Source organism: Vibrio minamisatsumaniensis (genome assembly GCF_050337445.1).
GTDB classification, from domain to species: domain Bacteria; phylum Pseudomonadota; class Gammaproteobacteria; order Enterobacterales; family Vibrionaceae; genus Vibrio; species Vibrio artabrorum.
Window position 1 is genome coordinate 14,811 of record NZ_JAKJSY010000037.1, and the last position, 19,931, is coordinate 34,741.

Annotated in this window: 16 protein-coding genes; 6 read left to right on the top strand and 10 right to left on the bottom strand. The window is 46.2% G+C overall.

Going from position 1 to position 19,931, the window contains the following annotated elements:
• Positions 1-109: 109 nt before the first annotated feature.
• The 3 genes from fruA to fruB are packed head-to-tail and all read right to left on the bottom strand — an operon-like array spanning position 110 to position 4,006.
• A complete protein-coding gene (gene fruA / locus L4B77_RS09920) occupies positions 110-1,870 on the bottom strand; it encodes a PTS fructose transporter subunit IIBC (RefSeq protein ID WP_429750160.1) in 1,761 nt (586 codons plus the stop codon).
• A gap of 15 nt (positions 1,871-1,885) precedes the next feature.
• Positions 1,886-2,863 carry a 1-phosphofructokinase gene (gene pfkB / locus L4B77_RS09925; protein ID WP_429750162.1) on the bottom strand — a complete coding sequence of 326 codons (978 nt, stop codon included), beginning with the start codon at positions 2,861-2,863 and terminating at the stop codon, positions 1,886-1,888.
• Positions 2,864-2,872: 9 nt separating this feature from the next.
• Positions 2,873-4,006, bottom strand: coding sequence for a fused PTS fructose transporter subunit IIA/HPr protein (gene fruB / locus L4B77_RS09930; RefSeq protein ID WP_429750164.1), 1,134 nt, complete (start codon positions 4,004-4,006; stop codon positions 2,873-2,875).
• A gap of 373 nt (positions 4,007-4,379) precedes the next feature.
• On the opposite strand from fruB, the gene cra reads away from it, so the two are divergent.
• Positions 4,380-5,384 carry a catabolite repressor/activator gene (gene cra, locus L4B77_RS09935; protein WP_429750166.1) on the top strand — a complete coding sequence of 335 codons (1,005 nt, stop codon included), beginning with the start codon at positions 4,380-4,382 and terminating at the stop codon, positions 5,382-5,384.
• 134 nt (positions 5,385-5,518) lie between these two features.
• Here cra and L4B77_RS09940 read toward each other — a convergent pair whose 3' ends face one another.
• The 7 genes from L4B77_RS09940 to L4B77_RS09970 form a co-directional block, all read right to left on the bottom strand.
• The gene (locus tag L4B77_RS09940; protein ID WP_429750168.1) at positions 5,519-6,520 is read right to left on the bottom strand and encodes a substrate-binding domain-containing protein; all 1,002 of its coding nucleotides are present in this window, start codon (positions 6,518-6,520) and stop codon (positions 5,519-5,521) included.
• A gap of 151 nt (positions 6,521-6,671) precedes the next feature.
• Positions 6,672-7,616 (bottom strand): ribokinase, encoded by a 945-nt coding sequence (gene rbsK, locus L4B77_RS09945; RefSeq protein WP_429750170.1) that lies wholly within the window; start codon positions 7,614-7,616, stop codon positions 6,672-6,674.
• 222 nt (positions 7,617-7,838) lie between these two features.
• Entirely contained in the window at positions 7,839-8,717 is an 879-nt protein-coding gene (gene rbsB / locus L4B77_RS09950) for a ribose ABC transporter substrate-binding protein RbsB (protein ID WP_261839856.1), read from the bottom strand.
• A gap of 149 nt (positions 8,718-8,866) precedes the next feature.
• Positions 8,867-9,853: a ribose ABC transporter permease gene (rbsC, locus tag L4B77_RS09955; protein WP_429750172.1), complete on the bottom strand. Its 987-nt coding sequence runs from the start codon at positions 9,851-9,853 to the stop codon at positions 8,867-8,869.
• Positions 9,850-11,355, bottom strand: coding sequence for a ribose ABC transporter ATP-binding protein RbsA (gene rbsA / locus L4B77_RS09960; protein WP_261839857.1), 1,506 nt, complete (start codon positions 11,353-11,355; stop codon positions 9,850-9,852). Before rbsA ends, rbsC begins: the two co-directional genes overlap by 4 nt.
• A gap of 102 nt (positions 11,356-11,457) precedes the next feature.
• On the bottom strand, positions 11,458-11,877 hold the full coding sequence (rbsD, locus tag L4B77_RS09965; protein WP_017060853.1) for a D-ribose pyranase: 420 nt from the start codon (positions 11,875-11,877) through the stop codon (positions 11,458-11,460).
• A gap of 231 nt (positions 11,878-12,108) precedes the next feature.
• On the bottom strand, positions 12,109-13,152 hold the full coding sequence (locus L4B77_RS09970; RefSeq protein WP_429750175.1) for an endonuclease/exonuclease/phosphatase family protein: 1,044 nt from the start codon (positions 13,150-13,152) through the stop codon (positions 12,109-12,111).
• 333 nt (positions 13,153-13,485) lie between these two features.
• Here L4B77_RS09970 and L4B77_RS09975 point away from each other — a divergent pair, with 333 nt between their 5' ends.
• From L4B77_RS09975 to L4B77_RS09995, 5 genes are all read left to right on the top strand, one after another.
• Complete coding sequence (locus L4B77_RS09975) at positions 13,486-15,381, top strand: extracellular solute-binding protein (protein ID WP_429750177.1); 1,896 nt, start codon at positions 13,486-13,488, stop codon at positions 15,379-15,381.
• 12 nt (positions 15,382-15,393) lie between these two features.
• Positions 15,394-16,482: a microcin C ABC transporter permease YejB gene (locus L4B77_RS09980; RefSeq protein WP_429750179.1), complete on the top strand. Its 1,089-nt coding sequence runs from the start codon at positions 15,394-15,396 to the stop codon at positions 16,480-16,482.
• A gap of 31 nt (positions 16,483-16,513) precedes the next feature.
• Positions 16,514-17,536, top strand: a complete 1,023-nt coding sequence (locus L4B77_RS09985) for an ABC transporter permease (protein ID WP_429750181.1) — start codon at positions 16,514-16,516, stop codon at positions 17,534-17,536.
• A gap of 9 nt (positions 17,537-17,545) precedes the next feature.
• A complete protein-coding gene (gene yejF, locus L4B77_RS09990) occupies positions 17,546-19,198 on the top strand; it encodes a microcin C ABC transporter ATP-binding protein YejF (RefSeq protein ID WP_429750183.1) in 1,653 nt (550 codons plus the stop codon).
• Positions 19,199-19,315: 117 nt separating this feature from the next.
• Positions 19,316-19,852, top strand: a complete 537-nt coding sequence (locus tag L4B77_RS09995; RefSeq protein ID WP_429750185.1) for an RNA-binding S4 domain-containing protein — start codon at positions 19,316-19,318, stop codon at positions 19,850-19,852.
• The last annotated feature ends 79 nt before the right edge of the window (positions 19,853-19,931 follow it).

The window sequence follows — 19,931 nt, forward strand, 5'->3', positions numbered from 1 at the left end:
ATATACTTATGTTGTTGTGATTTCTTTCAAAACGGAACCGTTCATGAATTAAAAAGGCTCCTCAATTGAGGAGCCTTTGCTTTATGGGAGCCTAACCGACTCCGGGGGATTAAGCCTCTGCTGTGACTTTAGTGTCGCTCGCCTTTTTAAGAGCGGCATAACCAAAGCCTGTTACTGCTGTACCGGCTGCAATCGCCACTAGGTACATTAGAACTGGAGAGATAGCACCAGGAATCAGTAGTACGAATAGACCACCGTGTGGCGCCATCAGTTGAGCACCAAACATCATTGATAGAGCCCCCGTTAGTGCGCCACCCGCCATACAAGCTGGGATAACACGCATTGGGTCTTTCGCTGCGAATGGAATCGCGCCTTCAGAGATGAAACACAGACCAAGAACGAATGATGCTTTACCTGCTTCACGCTCGCCAGCTTCAAACTTGTCTTTCACTAGGAAAGTAGCAAGGCCCATACCTAGAGCTGGCACCATACCTGCGGCCATGATGGCTGCCATTGGTGCGTAAGTTTGTGAAGCCAGTAGACCAACACCAAATGTGTAAGCCGCTTTGTTTACTGGGCCACCAAGGTCGAAACACATCATTGCGCCTAGAATCACACCCAGAAGAATCGCGTTAGACGTTCCCATGTTGTTTAGGAAGTCTGTCATAGCGCTCATCACACCGGCTACAGGGCCACCGACGATGTAAACCATCACCAAACCAGTGAACAAACTCGCGATAAACGGAATGATCAGAATCGGCTTGAGAGCTTCCATCGATTGTGGAAGTTGAACCTTGTCGGCAATGAATTTCGCTGCGTAACCGGCAATGAAACCTGCTGCGATACCCCCTAGGAAACCTGCGCCCGTAGAGCTCGCTAGCATACCGCCGATCAGACCCGGAGCCAGACCCGGACGGTCAGCAATTGAGAATGCAATGAAACCAGCAAGAACAGGGATCATCAGTGCGAACGCCGAACCACCACCGATTGTCATCAGTGCCGCTGCCAGTGTGCCTTCTTCTTTAAACGCTTCGATACCGAATACGAAAGAGAGTGCGATGATCAAACCACCCGAAACGACCACTGGAAGCATGTGAGAAACACCGGTCATTAGGTGCTTGTACACGCCTTTCTTCTCGTCAGTCGGTGCTGAATTTGAAGACGCTGTGTGTTGGTATGGTTTCGCTTCTGCGAAGGCTTTTTCCATCTCTTGTTTTGTTTTCTTAAGCGCAGGACCCGTGGTCGTTTTGTATAGCGCTTTGCCGTTAAAACGATCCAGAGGCACGTCGATATCTGCTGCGATGATAACCAGATCAGCGTCTGCGATTTCTTGGTCTGTCAGTTGGTTTTTCGCACCGACAGAGCCGCGAGTTTCCACTTTGATTTGGTGACCTAGGCGTTTGCCTTCTGCTTCAAGCGCTTCAGCGGCCATAAAGGTATGTGCAACACCCGTAGGGCAAGCGGTAATCGCAACGATCTTTTTGCTGCCTGTGCTTGCTGTTGTAGAAGAGTTTGGTGACGTACCAGTCACTTCAACAGCGCTTTCAACTTGTGAAGCGTCTAATACTGTTGCTTCTGCGACTGCTTTCTCTAGGAATGCTTTTGCATCCGCTGTGCATTCAGAGATAGCCGCTTGGTACACTTTCTTGCCGACAAAGCGCGCTTTATCAACGTTTGTGTTAGCTGCGATAACCACAACGTCGCTGCTGTCGATAGCGTCTTGCGATACGGTTGAGTCAGGTAACACGCTTGATTGACATTCAATAGCGGCGTTCCAACCCAGTGCTTTTGTCGCTTGCTCTAACAAGCCTGCTGCGATGATGCTGTTTGCTACGCCACTCGGGCAAGCTGTGATAATGGTAATATTCATAATAAACCTTTTGTCCTATTTGCTTGTGTCTAACTGGCTAGTTGGATCACTAAGCGACTGTAATTGGATATTTTGTAGTACTGAATCCAGCTCTTGTTGGCTGGTGATGCCCACGCCTACCTGTGAAACGGCTAGAGCAGATAGGGCGGTGGCGAATTGAATAAGTTCTGGTTTTGGCATCTGTTGCATGTGACCCCAACAAAGGCCAGCAACTAAGGTGTCGCCTGCGCCTACCGTGCTAACCACTTGCATACGCGGTGGTTGAGCATGTAACCATTTACCTTGGTTTAGCCACATCACGCCTTCTGCGCCAAGTGACACCACGATGTTCTCAATACCTTTTTCACTTAGGGCTTGGCCTGCGTGTTGGCATTGGTCGCGCGTGGTCAGTTCAGCGTTGAACAGCTGAGACAGCTCTTCATCGTTTGGCTTAATCAACCAAGGCTGTGCATTGATACCGGCTTTAAGTGCGTCACGGCTGCTATCAAATAGCACCTTTTTACCTAAATCGTGTAAGCGTTGAACCCAAGAAGCGCAAAGCTCAGGAGAGATGCCTTGTGGCAAGCTGCCTGCAATGACGAAGTAATCGTGCGTTTCAGCAAGCTCTAATAAGGTTTCTTCAAACGCTTTAATCGCGTCAGCATTAACAGGAACACCTGGGAAGTTGATGTCGCTTACTTGGCCTGAGTTCTCTACCAGTTTTACGTTGATGCGAGTCGCGCCGTCGACACGAATGAAGCGGTCAGTTGCGCCCATCTGTTCGAACAATTGGCAGAACGCTTCTTCGTTATTGCGACCAAGGAAACCCGTTACGGTCACTTTAGCGCCAAGCTCTGAAAGTACTTTTGCTACGTTTACGCCTTTGCCCGCTGCATGCAGAGAGCCTTTGTTTACTAGGCTCACTGAACCCACGTTCAGTGCGTCGATAGCGCCTGTCAGGTCTAGAGCAGGGTTAAGCGTTACGGTAACGGCTTTGATTTGTTTATCAGACATATCGACTCCTTAACCTTCGCCAAGGCCTGAAGCGATAGCTTTGCCAATCGATTCAAGTGCTTGTGCTGCGTCGTCACCTTCAGCAACAAACTGAAGTTGGTGGCCGTGTTTAACGCCAAGAGCGATCACTTTCATCAAGCTCTTCGCGTTCACTTCTTTTCCGTCGCCATCAAGGTTTAAAACACGGATAGTGGATTCAAACTTCTTCGCTTCAGCGACTAGCATTGCACCCGGACGAGCGTGGAGGCCGTGTGCGTTTTTGATTTTGAATACAGCACAGTTGTCATCGTCTTGAGACGCTGTAGATACCGCTTCACCTTTTAGAAGGCCAATCACTTGTGCGGCATCAGCGGTTAACAGTTGTTGCTGTTTACCTTCGAAAACCATCTTGCTTAGGTTTGCCAGAATAGATTGGTGTGCGCTGTTGCAAGCAGCAAATGCCACCAGTGCTTTAACAGGTGTGCCTTCAAATTCACAATGGTTTGCAGTTGAAACGAACGATACACCAGTGCGAGTGACGCCTTTGTCGCTGCCCAACAACCACAGACCTTGGCCTAGGTGAGTCGGTGTTTTCGTTACTAGGTCAGCAACGAATGCGTTGTCTGTGCAACCTGTGTTCTTTAGTAGGCCGCCCGCAACTGCAGACATTTGAATCATGTCGCTCGCAGGGAACAGTAGCTGAACTAAAGAAGCGTCTAGGTCGGCCTCAAGCTGAACTTCGCCGTTAAGTAGGGCGATGATTTCGTCTTCGGATTTCGCTTGTTTTAATTTCTCTTCAACACCATCCGCCGCTAGAACCTTTGTTAGCTGCTTAAGGATGCCTAAGTGCTCGTCAGATTTCGCAGCAATACCAATCGCCACGTAAACACGGTTGCCGTCTGCCCAATCAATACCTTTAGGGAAGTGGTGTACCGCAACGCCGGTCTCTTTTACTAGGCCACGAGTATCAGTGGTTCCGTGAGGAATCGCGATGCCGTTACCTAAGAACGTAGAATTCTGGTTTTCACGGTTCAGCATTCCTTCAACGTAGCCAGAGTCAACTAAGCCTTTCGCGGTCAGGTCGCCAGCAATGTTCTGGATAGCTTTGAATTTGTCTTCGGCAGTTTGGCCGAGAGTGATGTCAGATTTTGATAATTTAAGCATGGTGCCTCTTTAGCGTATTGCTTGAGAATTTGTGTATCGCTACGATTCAGTCTAGAGCAAGAATTAGTGAACTTTACTCTTTGCTTTGTGCTTGCTGAATCGGTTCAGCATTCAGGGTAAAAAAATTCAGCAAAGCTGATTTTGGTTTTCAAAATAGTTTTGCTGCGTGTCGTAATTTCAGTTTCGTTAATAACGAGAAGTTGAATCACAACAAATGACGCTCAATCCATTCAAAAGAATGATTGAAGTCACTTTTCAGATTTTGCTGAATCCTTTCAGCTTTTATACTGAATCGATTCAGCTTATAATTCAACTAATCCTAGGATCCGAACATTGGTTATATGATCCTACGCACAAAATACAGGTCACCCATATGACACTTGATGAAATTGCCAAACTAGCTGGTGTATCGAAAACCACCGCCAGTTATGTCATCAACGGCAAGGCGCAGAAATACCGAATCAGTGAAAAGACGCAGCATAAAGTAATGGCAGTGGTGGAAGAGTATAACTACCGACCAGACCATGCGGCTTCGTCGTTGCGCGCTGGGAATAGCCGTTCATTTGGTTTGATTATTCCTGATCTGGAAAACAGCAGTTATGCGCGTTTAGCAAAATTGATTGAGCAGAATTCCCGTAAGGTGGGCTACCAGATTTTGATTGGTTGTTCCGATGATGATGCTGAAACTGAACGGAAAGTAGCGGAAGCTTTGGTGAGTCGCCGTATCGATGCTTTGCTGGTGGCGAGCTCAATGCCAGACGCCAATGAGTTCTACTTGAAGCTGCAAAATTCAGGCACACCGGTAATCGCAATTGACCGTCCGTTAGATGATGAGCATTTTGCTTGTGTGATCAGTGAAGATTTCGAGGCTGCATTTGAACTGACGCATTCGATTCTTGATGACAGCATCCATAGCCTTGGCTTGATTGGGGCATTACCTGATCTGAACATTTCACGTGAACGTCAGTTGGGTTTTGAAGCGGCGAACAAAGCGCATACTCAACAAACAGGACGAATAGACAACAAGCCGATGGTTGTGGGTTATGGTGAGCACTTTGACCGAGAATCGGGGCGTGAAATTTTTGAGGGCTGGATTGCAAAAGGCACGGTGCCCGATGCAATTGTTACGATGTCTTACACCTTGTTAGAGGGCGTGTTGGATGTGATGGTTGAAAAGCCAGAGCTGATCAATCAAGTAAAACTGGCGACCTTTGGTGATAACCGACTGCTCGACTTCTTGCCTTTTAAAGTCCATTCACTGCCACAGCAATTCGAAGTGATTGCCGATAGTGCTTTTGCACTTGCTTTGAACGCGTCAGCGAAACGTTATCAGGCGGGTATTGAGTTAGTGCCAAGAAGTTTAGTTAGACGAGGCTAAACGCGGGTAACTTGAATTTAGCGGTTAGCTTGACTTCATCATTAGCGTCTGTAATGCCCCGGTAGTTTTAACTTTGAATGCTGCTTAGGATTCGACTTAAGCAGCATTGATAGCTTTTAATGGTGTGATGAGTACTAAAGCGCTTTTACACTGCTTCGTTCGACAAGAGTGGGTTCAAGCTCAACGACTTGCGGGTAGGCGTCTGGTGTTTTTAATCGGTTTAGTAAGGTATCGACTGCGGCTTTACCTAAACGGTGTTTTGGCTGGTGGACAGTGCTTAACGCGGGTGTCATGTATTTCGATAAGAGGATGTCATCGTAGCCAATAATAGACAGATCATTCGGAATTGATGTGCCATCTTGCGCCGCCGCGTGAATCACACCCATCGCCATCATATCGTTGCAGACGAACAAGGCTGACGGCATTTCACCACGAGCTTTCAGTCTTTGATAAGAGTCAAAACCACCGTCACATTCAAAGTTGGATTCAACAATCCATTTAGGGTTGATCTCTAAATCGGCTTCTTTCATTGCTTGCTTAAAACCATGATAACGCAACGACGCTTGATTTCGGTGAAGTGGGCCGGTGATACAACCAATTTGAGAGTGGCCATTATCGATCAGGTGTTTGGTTGCCATATAGCCACCTTGATGCGAGTTGTCTTGGATCTTATCGCTCGCAAACAGCATCGGGCCCCAGTCCATGACTACAACAGGCAGTTCTGGGTAGCGCTCGAACACATCGATGTGTTCACCTTCAAGGGTAGAACACATCAGCATCAAGCCATCGACACGCTTTTGCAGCAAGGTATCGATAGAGGACTTCATGCGCTCACTGTCGCCTTCTGTATTGCACAGGATGAGGTTGTAGCCTTTTTCATAGCAACGACGCTCCACACCTTTGACTACTTCGCCAAAGAAAGGGTTAGTGGATGTGGTCACTAACATGCCCAAGGTTTTGGTTTGCTTCATCTTCAAGCTGCGAGCCAATGCAGAAGGCGCGTAGTTAAGTTCTTTAGCCGCACTGTTAACACGCTCAGCAATTTCTTCACTGACAAAGCGTGATTTGTTGATCACGTGGCTCACGGTAGAAGTCGAAACCTTTGCGAGCCGTGCGATGTCTTTCATTGTTGCCATAAAAAATCCTTGTGGGAATAACCTTCCACGTTGGGCGATATTCTGCCTGAAAACAGGGGCTTATGCTTGTTATTTGTTATTACTGAATTTGAAGGCTAACATCCGTTAACCACGGTTTAGCTCAGGAGTTAGGCCTCAAATAGGTATCAAACTAAGCAGACAGTTGCTCTGCCAAAAACGCATCGGTTTCAGCACGGCTTGGAATCGACGTTTGAGCACCAAAGCGTGTCACAGAGATAGCAGCAGCAGCGTGGGCAAATTTAATCGTACGCTCTAGTGGCATATCTTCAAGCAAGCCTGTCACCAGTGCGCCGTTAAAGGTGTCACCAGCAGCGGTTGTGTCGGTCGCTTCAACACGAAAGCCTGCGATTAATTCACCTTCGCTGGCTTCATTACCTTGACCGCGATGACTCACCCAAACGCCTTTAGCGCCAAGGGTGATCATTACTGTCTCGATGCCTTTAGCATGCAGAGCCAACGCCGCCTGATGAGCTGATGCGTTGTCCCTCACGGTAATGCCTGTCAGCACTTCTGCTTCGGTTTCGTTTGGTGTAATCACATCAACACAAGCAAGCAGTGAATCCGATAATGGACGAGCAGGTGCGGGGTTTAGAATCACTTGTGTGCCACTCTCTTTGGCTACTTTTGCTGCGTATTCGATGCCTTCAATGGGCGTTTCAAGTTGAGTCAGCAGGTATTTAGCCGTGCGAATCTTTTCTAAGTGTGGTTCGATTTGTTCACAAGTCAGCTTGTTATTGGCTTCCGCAGAAAGACAAATGCTGTTTTCACCCGTTGCTGATACTTGGATCATCGCGATGCCCGTTGGCGTGTTGTCTGCAACGATAACACCGTCGATATTGATGCCATCTTTAGCAAAATCTTGACGAATGTTGATGCCAAATGGGTCGTCACCAACACAGGCGATGAAGCCAATGTCTGCGTTTAATCTTGCTGCCGCTACGGCTTGGTTTGCACCTTTACCGCCAGGGATGACTTGATAGTTACCGCCAATCAAGGTTTCACCTGGACGAGGGAACGAAGGAACTTGCAGTACGTGGTCAGCGTTAACACTACCTAAAACGATCAGTTGAGTCATGATACGAGCCTTATGATATATCGTATTTGAAAATGCATGGGTCTTTCTCATTGTACAAATTGCACGTCTCGCTTGAGGGCGGAATGAGAAACAGCGATACACTGTCGGTTTTTGATTTTTGTCTTGAGTCAGTGAGCTAATGGGCCAATGAGCAGGGAGATAGGGGACTCCCTGCTTAATTAGATTTCAGCGCTAAACAGGATTACTCAGTAATAAACAAGCTTATTTAGCAATGATTTTTAGAGGTACGGGTACGTACTTGTCTACGGTTTCGCCTTTTAGTACTTTGTCTGCTATTTCGATACCTAGAGAACCGATTAGGTCAGGCTGTTGTGCAACCGTTGCGCCCAGTAGGCCTCGGTTAACCGCCGCGATGCCGTCTTCAGTGCCATCAAAGCCAACGATCATTACCTTCTTGCCTGAGGCTTGAACGGCGCGAAGTGCACCGAGTGCCATTTCATCGTTTTGCGCGAATACTGCTTGTACATCTGGGTTAGCGGCAAGCAAGTTTTCCATTACGTTTAGACCTTTAGTTCGGTCGAAATCAGCGGGTTGGCTTGCTAGGAGTTCAAGATCGCTGCCGTTTACTGCGTTCATGAAGCCTTCACCACGTTCACGAGCGGCAGAAGTCCCAGCGATACCTTCAAGCTGGATTACTTTCGCTTTTTCGCCCACTTTTTCCATGATGAAGTGGCCAGCCATTTCACCACCGATTACGTTATCAGACGCGATGTGGCTCACTACGTCACCACGGCTTGCACCACGGTCTAGCGTGAGGACTGGAATGTTTGAGCGGTTAGCCATGCGAATTGCGTTAGATACGGCGTCTGAATCCGTTGGGTTAATTAGGATTGCTTTAACACCGCGAATGGTTAGATCTTCAATGTTCGACAGCTCTTTGCTTGGGTCGTTTTGAGAATCAAGAACGATAAGTTTGTAGCCTAGCTCTTCTGCTTTCGCTTCTGCGCCATCTTTCATGGTTACGAAGAATGGGTTGTTCAATGTAGACAGAACGATGGCCATTGTATCTTGCGCCTGTGCAGACACAGATACCGTTGTAGAAAGAAGAGCAGCAGAAATAAGAGTCGCTAATTTTTTCATGGTGTAAGTCCTTTGTGTAGGGTGAGCTAGAAGGTGAGTCCTAGATCGTAGTTACATTATTTATAGATTCTAATATTTTAAGGTAAAACAAACTGTTACTTTTATTAAACTAGGGTGTTACTTGTATTAACCTAGAGTGTGAATAGGTTTTATTTGTTTTTGTTATCGACCAATACCGCCAGAAGAATAACCACTGCTTTTGCAATCATCTGGTAGTAAGAAGATACGTCTAATAGGTTTAGGGCGTTGTTTAGGAAGCCGATAATCAATGCACCAATCAATGTGCCCATAATGCGACCACGACCGCCGGCTAAGCTTGTGCCACCCAGTACTACTGCGGCGATAGCGTCTAGCTCATAACCCATACCTGCAGTTGGTTGAGCTGATGACAAGCGAGATGCGACGATGATGCCGGCAACCGCGGCTAACAGACCACAGATTGCATAAACGCCGATTTTTACTTTGTCTACGTCGATGCCTGATAGGCGAGTGGCTGATTCGTTGCCACCCAGAGCGTAAACGTAACGGCCAAAGCGTGTGTGGTTAAGCAGGTACCATACCGCTGCGAATACCACGACCATGATCCATACTGGAACTGGAACGCCCATTGCGTAGCCTGTACCGAACCAAGCGAATGCGTCTGCTGTGTCTGTGAAGCCAGTAGAGATAGGACGACCGTCGGTGTAAACCATGGTCACGCCGCGCAATAGAGTCATAGTTACAAGCGTTGCGATGAAGGCTTGAACCTTACCCTTGGCGATAATCACACCACTGATAGCACCTAATGCTGCACCGGCTACAAGAGCGGTTGGCACCGCTATCATGACAGGGATTTCCATACCAATCATGCTGGCTGCGAATGCCCCACACAGTGCCAGTACAGAGCCAACACTCAAGTCGATACCCGCGGTTAAGATAACCAGCGTCATACCTACAGCGATAATGGCGTTAACCGAGGTTTGGCGCAGAATGTTTAGGATGTTGTCGACGGTAAAGAAATTCGGGTTTAAGAAAGAAACGACAACAATCAAGAAGATCAAAGCAATTAATGACTTTTGATCAATCAGCCACTCTTTGCTGATTAACGGTTTTTTCTTTGGATCTTCAGTTGTTTTGCTCATGGTTTTAGTACTCATGCTGCGTCCTCGTTGATCTTTTTACCGACCGCACACGCCAGTAATAATTCTTGGTTTGCTTCTTTAGCATCAAATTCACCGCTTACACGGCCTTCATGCATCACCATGATGCGGTCACTCATTCCTAATACTTCTGGCATTTCAGATGAGACTAAGATGATGCTCATGCCGTCGGCTTTAAATTTATTTATGAGTTGGTAAATCTCTTTCTTCGCACCGACATCGACACCGCGCGTTGGCTCGTCGAGAATCAGTACTTTTGGTTTGGTCATTAAGCCCTTAGCGATAGCCACTTTCTGTTGGTTACCACCAGAAAGGTTGCCAATAATTTGTTCGCGAGTCGGGGTTTTGATGTTGAACAGTTTGATGAAGTCATCAACCGCAATCACTTCGTCTTTATGTTGGATTTGACCGCTTTTTGTCAGTAGGTCAAGCGAACATAACGACATGTTTTCTTTAACAGAAAGCCCTAGAACTAAGCCATCACCTTTACGGTCTTCAGAGATGTAAGCAATGCCATTGGCCAAGCCGTCTCTCGGGCTGACAGGGTTGATGGTTTTGTTTTCTAGGTTGATGACACCGCGTTCACTTGGAAGGGCACCGTAAATCACTTTCATCAGTTCAGTACGACCTGCACCCATTAAGCCCGAAACACCCAAAATTTCACCGCGTTTTAGCGTAAAGCTCACATCGTGAACACCAGAACCCGTCAGGCCAATCACTTCAAGACAAGTTTCACCGTGGCTCTGGCCGATACGTGGATATTGTTCGTCTAGCTTACGGCCAACCATCATTTCGATTAGGCCATCTTCGTCGGTGTCCTTTACTTCACACTGACCAATGAACTTACCGTCACGCAGCACGGTAATGTCATCACAAATCTCGAAGATCTCTTTCAAACGGTGAGAAATGTAAACAATGCCACAGCCTTCATCGCGCAGTTCGTTAATCACCTTAAACAGAGATTCAGTTTCGGTATCGGTGAGCGCATCGGTTGGTTCATCCATGATGATGACTTTAGATTCAAACGATAGGGCTTTCGCGATCTCTACCATTTGCTGCTCACCAAGGCTCAACTGACCTAAAGGTGTTTTTGAGCTGTGTTTCACGTTAAGGCGTTTAAGTAGCTTGTCGGCTTCTTGGTACATCTCGTTCCACAAGATGCGACCCATAGTGCTCGTGATTTCACGACCTAAGAAGATGTTCTCGGCGATGGTCAACTCAGGAATTAGATTCAGTTCTTGGTGAATAATACTAATGCCTGCTTGTTGAGAATCACGCGGCCCTTTAAATGCAGCAGGCTTTCCTTGGTAGGCGATCGTGCCGCCGTCCAAGTGATAGATACCCGTAAGCACTTTCATGAGCGTTGATTTACCTGCACCGTTTTCACCCATTAACGCCATTACGCGTCCTGGATAAACGTTGAGGCTTGCCTTATCCAGTGCTTTCACACCAGGGAAGGCTTTCTCAATTGAGCTAAGTTCTAAAATGGCTTGAGTCATGTCGGTTCCTTTACTCGGGGCCAGTTACATTGGGTTGTTCTGTGTTTGTTCAGCAATGACGCTGGACTGCCGTTACGCTTGAGTTAAAACGCTAAACTAGGTTTAAAACGTGACGCCAGCTTGGAAAATAACATTTGCGTAGGGTGTGCATTCACCAGTGCGAATCACTGCGCGGCTTTCATGCGTTCGCTGTTTGAATTCTTCATGAGTGATGTAAGTAATCGAAAGTGATTTGCCACAACGTGCTTCTTCTGTCTTGATTAAATCAATCAGCGCAGCGTGGTGCTCTGGGCTTACTTTCGCAAACTCTTCAGCAATCACAACACCTTCAATTTGAGATTCATCCAGCATGGTTTTTACCGTTTGCTGAAAGCTTGGGACACCGTGAGTTAACGCAAGATCAATACGAGTTACGTGGTCTGGAATAGGCAGGCCCGCGTCACAAATCGTGATTTCATCTGTGTGACCAAGAGTCGCCACTAGGTAAGAGAGTTCAGAGTTTATTAGGGTACTTTTTTTCATATCACGACCTATCAAAAAATAACGTTTGATGGGTTGAGAACAGCTCAAGAAAAAGCCATCGAAACGTTTCGATATTGATAATAATGTGTGATTTATCATTTGCACGTTTGATTGCTTTAGAGTGTGATAATGATCATCGAAACGTTTCGATTGGGCTCATTTTGTTGATCAATGTCACTGATTATTGATAGGTTGAATGAGTTGCTTGTGATTGAGCCCTTTAATTTTATCTTACGTCTCTCGGATATGTGCGGTGACAGAAACAACAGCATGGTCCGTACTGAATTGGTCGTGTTCAAAACTTGGATTAATGAGGTGATGGTCGAGTACTGTGTAGCGAGAGATCTCCATTAAGCTGGATGAGTTCCGACAATCAAACTCATTCGACATCAAAATGTAGTCCAGTACCGATCCATTAGCGCCGTAGTAATGGGTTGGTTTACGTTGTTGAAGCAAGTCTTCTTGATGCAGTTGATGGTACAGATCCCAGCTGTCTTTTAAGCGGAAGTGGGAAAGCCAATGCTTGCTGTTTTCGTCTCGGTTGATTGAGTAACTTAATAGCCCTTTAAACTCATCGTGGAATAGAGGCTTGTTAAAGTCACCCATCAACACAACCGGTTGATCAGTCTGGTGACGTTGATGAGTGATGTATTGATGCAGCATCTGAGCTTCTAGACCGCGCTGGACACTTGATAGCCAAGCGCCAAGTTGTTCTTGGTGGAAGCGGGTGAGCGTGTCACTTTGTGGTTTTTCGCCTTGCTGAGCGTTACCCTTATCGACAAGTTCCACTTTTGGCTCTGTCGGACGTTGTGACTTAAAATGTACAACATAGCAGTCGGTTGTACCTAAATGGGGTAACGTAATCGTCGCGTGAACAGGTGTTCGGTTGAATGAGAAATTGTCGCCAAGGTTGAAGGCTGTCAGTAACATCGAATCTGGCGTAACAGGTTGCACCTTTTCAATCGGGTAACGGGAAGCAATACCCACAACCGGTGAGGTATACATATAATCATCTTCAACGTGCGCCTTATCGACGACCGCAAAGTGTGGATAGCCCAACGCTTTCATGAGTTGCTGTAAAGATTCAGGGCTAAAGATCTCTTGAAAGCCAATCACATCACAATCTAATGAACGAATCGCTTGAGCTATCCAGTGTTGCTTCTTCTGCCACTCCTCGAAGCTGTAAATGTTCTCAAAATCGTAATAAGCATTCGGTGGTTCGAGGTAGTTCAAAAGGTTGAACGTTGTGAAAGTTATGTGGTTTGGTTTGTTCAATGTGTTATTCCATTTAGACCTAGGCTGCAAGGATACTCCAGTAAAGTATAGTTTGTTGATTATTTAGAGGCTAAATTTCACTTTGAAGCAAATCAAAGTGAGTTTCAGCTATTCCCCATCCTTTCAACGCTAAAGCCATCAAGGCTAACAACACCTAATGACTTCGAGCTGTGTCGAGTTAATTGTAAATAAGTGGGAAGCGTTAGCGTGTCGATGGTTTTATTAGTTATTACATGATGTTAGATTTGAACCTATACTTGATATAACGGCATGCATTCAGAGCCGATTAATCAAATTGAATATCGAATTCATAACATTTGAAGGGAGAGTCAAATGGGAACCGTTTTCCGACGCAAAGCCTCGCCACGCACTCAGTTTTTCAGGTTTAATTTGAAGTTATGTGCCTTCATGTTGCCGCTTATTGCTTTGCAGCCTTTGATTACTTACGCCTCTGATACCCAATCCACGCCTGCTGCCACCGTTATTGAAACCACACAACTGGTGGGTTTTGGTGAAGCAAAATACCCAGCCGATTTCACTCACTTTGATTACGTTAATCCCGATGCGCCAAAGCAAGGCAAGGTGACCTATGGCAGTATAGGTACCTACGATAGCTTTAATCGATTCGGTTCCCGCGGCGTTGCAGCCAGCTATTCCGGTGAACTTTACGATCCCTTGATGTTTTCTCCGAGTGACGAGATTGATGCGTATTATCCATTGATCGCTTCAAAAATACGCTACGCCAGTGACTTCTCTTGGATGGAAATTGAGATCAACCCGAACGCTAGATTCCAAGATGGCGAACCTATCACCGCGCACGATGTCGCTTTCACCTTTGATAAATTTTCAAAAGAGGGGGTGCCTCAGTATCGTGTGTATTACAAAGATATCAAGTCAGTAAAAGCAGTCTCTGATTTGTTGGTTCGTATTGAAATGAATAGTCCAAATCGCGAGAAAATGTTCAGCTTTGCGCAAAGCACACGTGTATTACCGAAACATTTCTGGAAAGACAGAAAGCTTTCAGATCCACTCAGTGAACCCCCCGTTGGTAGTGGTCCTTATAAGGTCATCAGTTATAAATTGGGTCAAAGTGTGACCTACGATTTAGATGAAAACTATTGGGCTGCGGATCTTCCTGTTAATGTTGGTCGCAATAACTTTAAACAAGTGCAATATGACTACTACCGTGACGATACGGTAATGCTAGAAGCTTTTAAAGCCGGAGAGTTTGATCTTCGAATCGAGAACTCGGCTAAGTTCTGGGCTAACTCTTATACAGGCGCGAACTTTGATAAAGGCTATATCGTTAAAGAAGAGATCAACCATGAAAAGCCAGAAACGACGCAAGGTTTCGTCTTCAACATTCAATCTCCTGTGTTCTCTGATCCTAAAGTGCGTGAAGCGCTAACCTACGCGATGGACTTTGAGTGGATGAACAAGAACATGTTCTATAGTCAGTATAAACGGACGCGTAGCTACTTCCAAAACACCGACTATGAAGCGAAAGGCTTACCGAGTGAAGCTGAAGTGGCGTTGTTGTCTCAGTACAAAGACCAAATTCCAGCGCGTGTTTTCACCGAAGAATTCCAGCCCTCAGTCACCGATGGCAGTGGCCGAATTCGCAGCCAGATGCGCACAGCATTCAAATTGCTGAAAGAGGCAGGGTGGGTGCTGAAGAACAAAGTCATGACCAACGAAAAGACCGGTAAGCCGATGTCATTTGAGTTGTTGATTTACAGCCCAACCACAGAACGTATTGCAACACCGCTGCAAAAGAATTTGAAACGTATGGGGATTGAGATGAAAATCCGTACCGTCGATACCACTCAGTACATCAAACGTCTTCGTGACCGTGACTTTGATATGGTCTCTTCATCGTTTGCTGCCAATCCTTATCCTAGCCCGAACTTAATGATCGTTTGGAACTCAAACTACATTGATTCTACTTACAATACAGCGGGTGTGATGGATCCCGTGGTGGATGCATTAACAGAAGAAATTGCGCGTAACCAACAGCATCCTGATAAGCTTCTAACACTCGGCCGTTCACTTGACCGCGTATTGCAGTGGAATTTCTACACTATCCCGCAGTGGCACGTGGGCGAATACCGCGTAGCGATGTGGGACAAGTTTGAGCGTCCGGCTGTATTGCCTAAATACGACCTAGGCATCGATACATGGTGGATTTCAGAAGAGAAGGCAGCTTTGCTTCCTGAAAAACGGCGCTAGGAGTGAGTTAACATGTCTGCGTACATATTTCGACGCTTATTGTTGGTGATCCCTACACTGTGGGCGATCATCACCATTAACTTTTTTATTATCCAGATTGCTCCAGGAGGTCCGGTAGAGCAGGCCATTGCTCAATTAGAAGGACACAATTCCGGTATTATGGAGCGCTTTTCTGGTGGTGGACAAGAAGTTGATTTAAGCGAAAGTGACCAAGCGTCTGCCAGTGGCTATAAAGGCTCTCGCGGGCTTGATCCTGAAGTGGTTGCAGAGATCAAAAAGCAGTTTGGTTTTGATAAGCCGGTTCACGTTCGCTACTTTGATATGTTGAAAAATTACGCGACCTTTAACTTCGGTGAAAGCCTGTTTAAGGGCGGTAACGTGATTGATTTGATCATCGAGCGACTGCCTGTTTCCATTTCATTAGGGTTATGGAGTACCTTAATCATCTATGTGATTTCGATACCTCTAGGCATCATGAAGGCGATACATCACGGATCTCGCTTTGATATTTGGTCGAGTGCGGTGGTGATTGTTGGTTATGCCGTTCCGGGGTTCTTGTTTGCGATTATCCTGATTATTTTGTTCGCCAGCGGTAACTACTTCAGTTGGTTCCCATTGCGTGGACTCGTGTCGAGTAACTTCGACCAGCTCAATTGGTATCAGCAAATTGGCGACTATTTCTGGCACTTAGCATTGCCTATTTTTGCGATGGTCATCGGCGGCTTTGCCACGCTCAGCATGCTGACCAAAAACTCCTTCCTTGATGAAATCAATAAGCAATATGTGGTGACCGCGCGCGCGAAAGGTTTGGATGAGAGCAGCATTCTCTACAAGCACGTTTTCCGTAACGCGATGTTGATCATTATTGCTGGTTTCCCTAGCGCATTTATTAGTATTTTCTTCACAGGTTCTATGTTGATTGAAGTGATGTTTTCACTCGAAGGTATCGGTCTGCTGGGCTTTGAGTCGACCATTCAGCGAGATTACCCGGTGGTGTTCAGCTCTCTCTATATCATGACCTTACTAGGCTTGGTACTGAGCATTATCTCCGACCTGACGTATACCTGGGTTGATCCTCGAATTGATTTTGAAGCGCGTTAATGGCGAATGAATAAAAAGGTATTGATAATCAATGTTTAACAACCCTTTAGCTGAAGCTCGTTGGTTACGTTTTAAAGCAAACAAGCGTGGTTTTATCTCCCTTTGGATATTTACTATTCTGTTTGGATTGAGCCTGTTCGCCGAGATCATTGCCAACGATAAGCCACTTTTGGTTTCTTATGATAATCAGTGGTTTGTACCCATTATCAATCAGTATGCCGAGACCGAGTTTGGTGGCGAGTTTGAAACCGAAGCCGATTACAAAGACCCGTATGTTATCGAACTCATTGAAGACAAAGGATACATGGTGTGGCCAATTATTCCGTTCAGCTACGACACGATAAACTTCGATATTTCAGGCGCGGTACCATCGGAGCCAGATTCAGTAAACTGGTTAGGAACCGATGATAAAGGGCGCGATGTGTTAGCTCGCATCATTTATGGCTTTCGTATCTCTGTTCTGTTTGGTTTCATTCTGACGATTGTATCGAGCGTGATTGGTGTGGTTGTTGGGGCGACCCAAGGTTACTACGGTGGTTGGGTGGATCTGTTTGGTCAGCGCTTCATTGAAGTTTGGTCAGGGATGCCGACCCTGTTCTTGCTGATCATTCTATCGAGTTTTATTGAGCCGAGCTTCTGGTGGCTGCTCGGAATTATGGTGCTGTTCAGTTGGATGAGTCTGGTTGGCATTGTTCGCGCCGAGTTCTTACGCTGCCGAAACTTTGATTATGTACGTGCCGCGCAAGCGATGGGTGTTGACGACAAACGCATTATGCTTCGTCACATGCTACCCAACGCGATGGTGGCTTCATTAACCATGATGCCGTTTATCCTTTCAGGCTCGGTCACCACATTAACCTCATTAGATTTCTTAGGCTTTGGTCTTCCTGCAGGTTCGCCTTCATTAGGTGAGCTGTTGGCGCAAGGTAAAGCGAACTTGCAAGCGCCTTGGCTTGGCATTTCTGCTTTCGTCGTGCTTTCACTGATGTTGACGTTACTGGTTTTCGTTGGTGAAGCGGTGCGTGATGCCTTCGATCCACATCAACAGAAGTAAGGATAGGGGATGACTTCAAATACAGTTCCTACTTCAAGATCAGCAACAGATTGTTCTGACAAGTCTCCAGTTCTAACCATCGATAAATTGTCGGTAGGGTTTGGACGAAAAGATTCAATAGAGCCGGTGACACACGATGTCTCCTTGGAAATATACAAAGGCGAGACACTCGCGTTGGTCGGAGAGAGTGGTTCAGGCAAATCGGTTACCGCTAATTCAGTATTGAAACTGCTGCCTAAAGGCTCAGCCCATTACTTGAACGGTAAGATTAATTTCTCTGGCACCGATATTCTGAGTTGTTCTGAAAGGCAATTGCGCGGGATTCGTGGTGGCCGCATCGGCATGATCTTCCAAGAACCCATGGTGTCGCTGAACCCGCTTCATCGAATTGGTAAGCAACTGGTTGAAACTCTTGCGATTCACCGAGGAATGCGAACCAACAAAGCGCAAGCCTTGGCGATAGAATGGCTTTCAAAGGTAGGTATTCGCTACCCAGAGCAAAAGATCTCCGCTTACCCACATGAGTTATCCGGTGGAGAGCGGCAACGTGTGATGATCGCAATGGCATTGATCAACGAACCAGAGCTGCTTATTGCTGACGAGCCGACGACCGCACTGGATGTGTCAGTACAAGCGCAGATCCTCGACCTTCTTAAAGACCTGCAGCAAGAGCTGGGTATGGCGATGCTTTTCATCACTCATGATTTAAGTATCGTTCGTAAGATTGCCGACAGAGTTGCAGTAATGAAAGACGGTCGCTTAGTCGAAAGCAACGACTGTCATACCCTGTTTAATGCGCCAGCTCATCCTTACACGCAAAAGCTTATCAACTCAGACCCGAAAGGCCTGCCTGTTCCTGTATCACCCGACAGCAAACCGCTACTCGATGTAAATCAACTGCGTGTTTGGTTCCCGATCACGGGCGGTTTATTCAAGCGAACCATTTCTCATGTTAAAGCTGTCACCGATATGGCGTTCACCTTGAAGAAAGGGCACTCAATCGGTTTAGTTGGCGAAAGTGGTTCTGGTAAATCGACGACCGGTATGGCGATACTTAAGCTGGTGGATAGTGAAGGGTCAATTATCTACTCGAGTGAACAGTTACAAGGTTTAGACCGCAAACAGATGCTTCCGTTTAGAAGCCGCATGCAAGTGGTCTTTCAAGACCCGTTCTCAGCATTGAATCCAAGAATGTCGGTCGCTCAGGTGATTGGTGAAGGTTTGTTAGTGCACCAACAATTGGATGACAATGAACTCGATCAACGCATCTGTGAGGTAATGAAAGAGGTCGACTTAGCCCCAGAAACTCGTCACCGTTATCCAAATGAGTTTTCTGGCGGCCAGAGGCAACGTATCGCGATTGCACGCGCTTTGATCCTTAAGCCCGAGTTTATCTTGCTCGATGAGCCAACATCTTCACTCGACAGAACCGTTCAAGCTCAAGTGTTGGATTTGCTGAAGTCACTTCAAGAAAAGTATGGCCTGACCTATTTGTTTATCAGTCATGATTTGAATGTCGTAAAATCTCTATGTCATTACACCATAGTGATGAAAGCTGGCGAAGTTATAGAGAAGGGGGACACTGAGACTTTGTTTGGTAATCCGCAACATGAATACACCAAGCAACTCGTCAGTCTTTCGAATATCGGTGGGGCGCTATAATGCAGGGGTTGTGGTTAAAACTGATGAGGTTCTGTTGAATTCAACATGGTTATTTTGACGTTTTACGATTACACTGCGGCCACTATTTCAGAAGTACATATTTAGGTAGAGGTCACCATGGACCAAGAACATTACGAAGACGCTGATTACGAAGGCCAAGAGATCGGTGAAGAAGGCGAAGAGATTGAAATTGAAGCCATTGGTATTGATGTTTCTAGTCAGCCAATTGAGCTCTACAAAGTGTTTAAAATTGCTAACCTAGTGAGTGGTGGCGGTGAAGCTAAACACATCATCTCTGAAGGCTACGTAGCGGTAAATGGTGAACTGGAAACGCGTAAGCGCCGTAAAATGTACGATGGTGATTTCTTTGAATTCAACCAAGAGTACTATGTAGTGGTATGTGATCAGCCAGTACAAGAAGAATCAGAAAAGCCAAAGAAGAAAGAAGCGTCTAAAAAAGATAATAAGGCGAAAAAAGGTCAGTCTAAAAAGGATTCTAAGAAGAAAGAATCTAAGAAAAGCACAGCAGAAATGTTGAGTGCTAAGGCTGAACCTAAGAAAGAGAAAAAAGAGAACAAACCGAAAAAGAAAGCGGATACGCCAAAGCCCACTCGTGACGACAAAAGCGGCCGTAACTCAATTGAATTCTTCTAAGATTTAAGCAACATTTCACCTCACTTCGGTTTGGTGTTCAACCACTCTTAAAAGGCTCACTATTTAGTGAGCCTTTTTT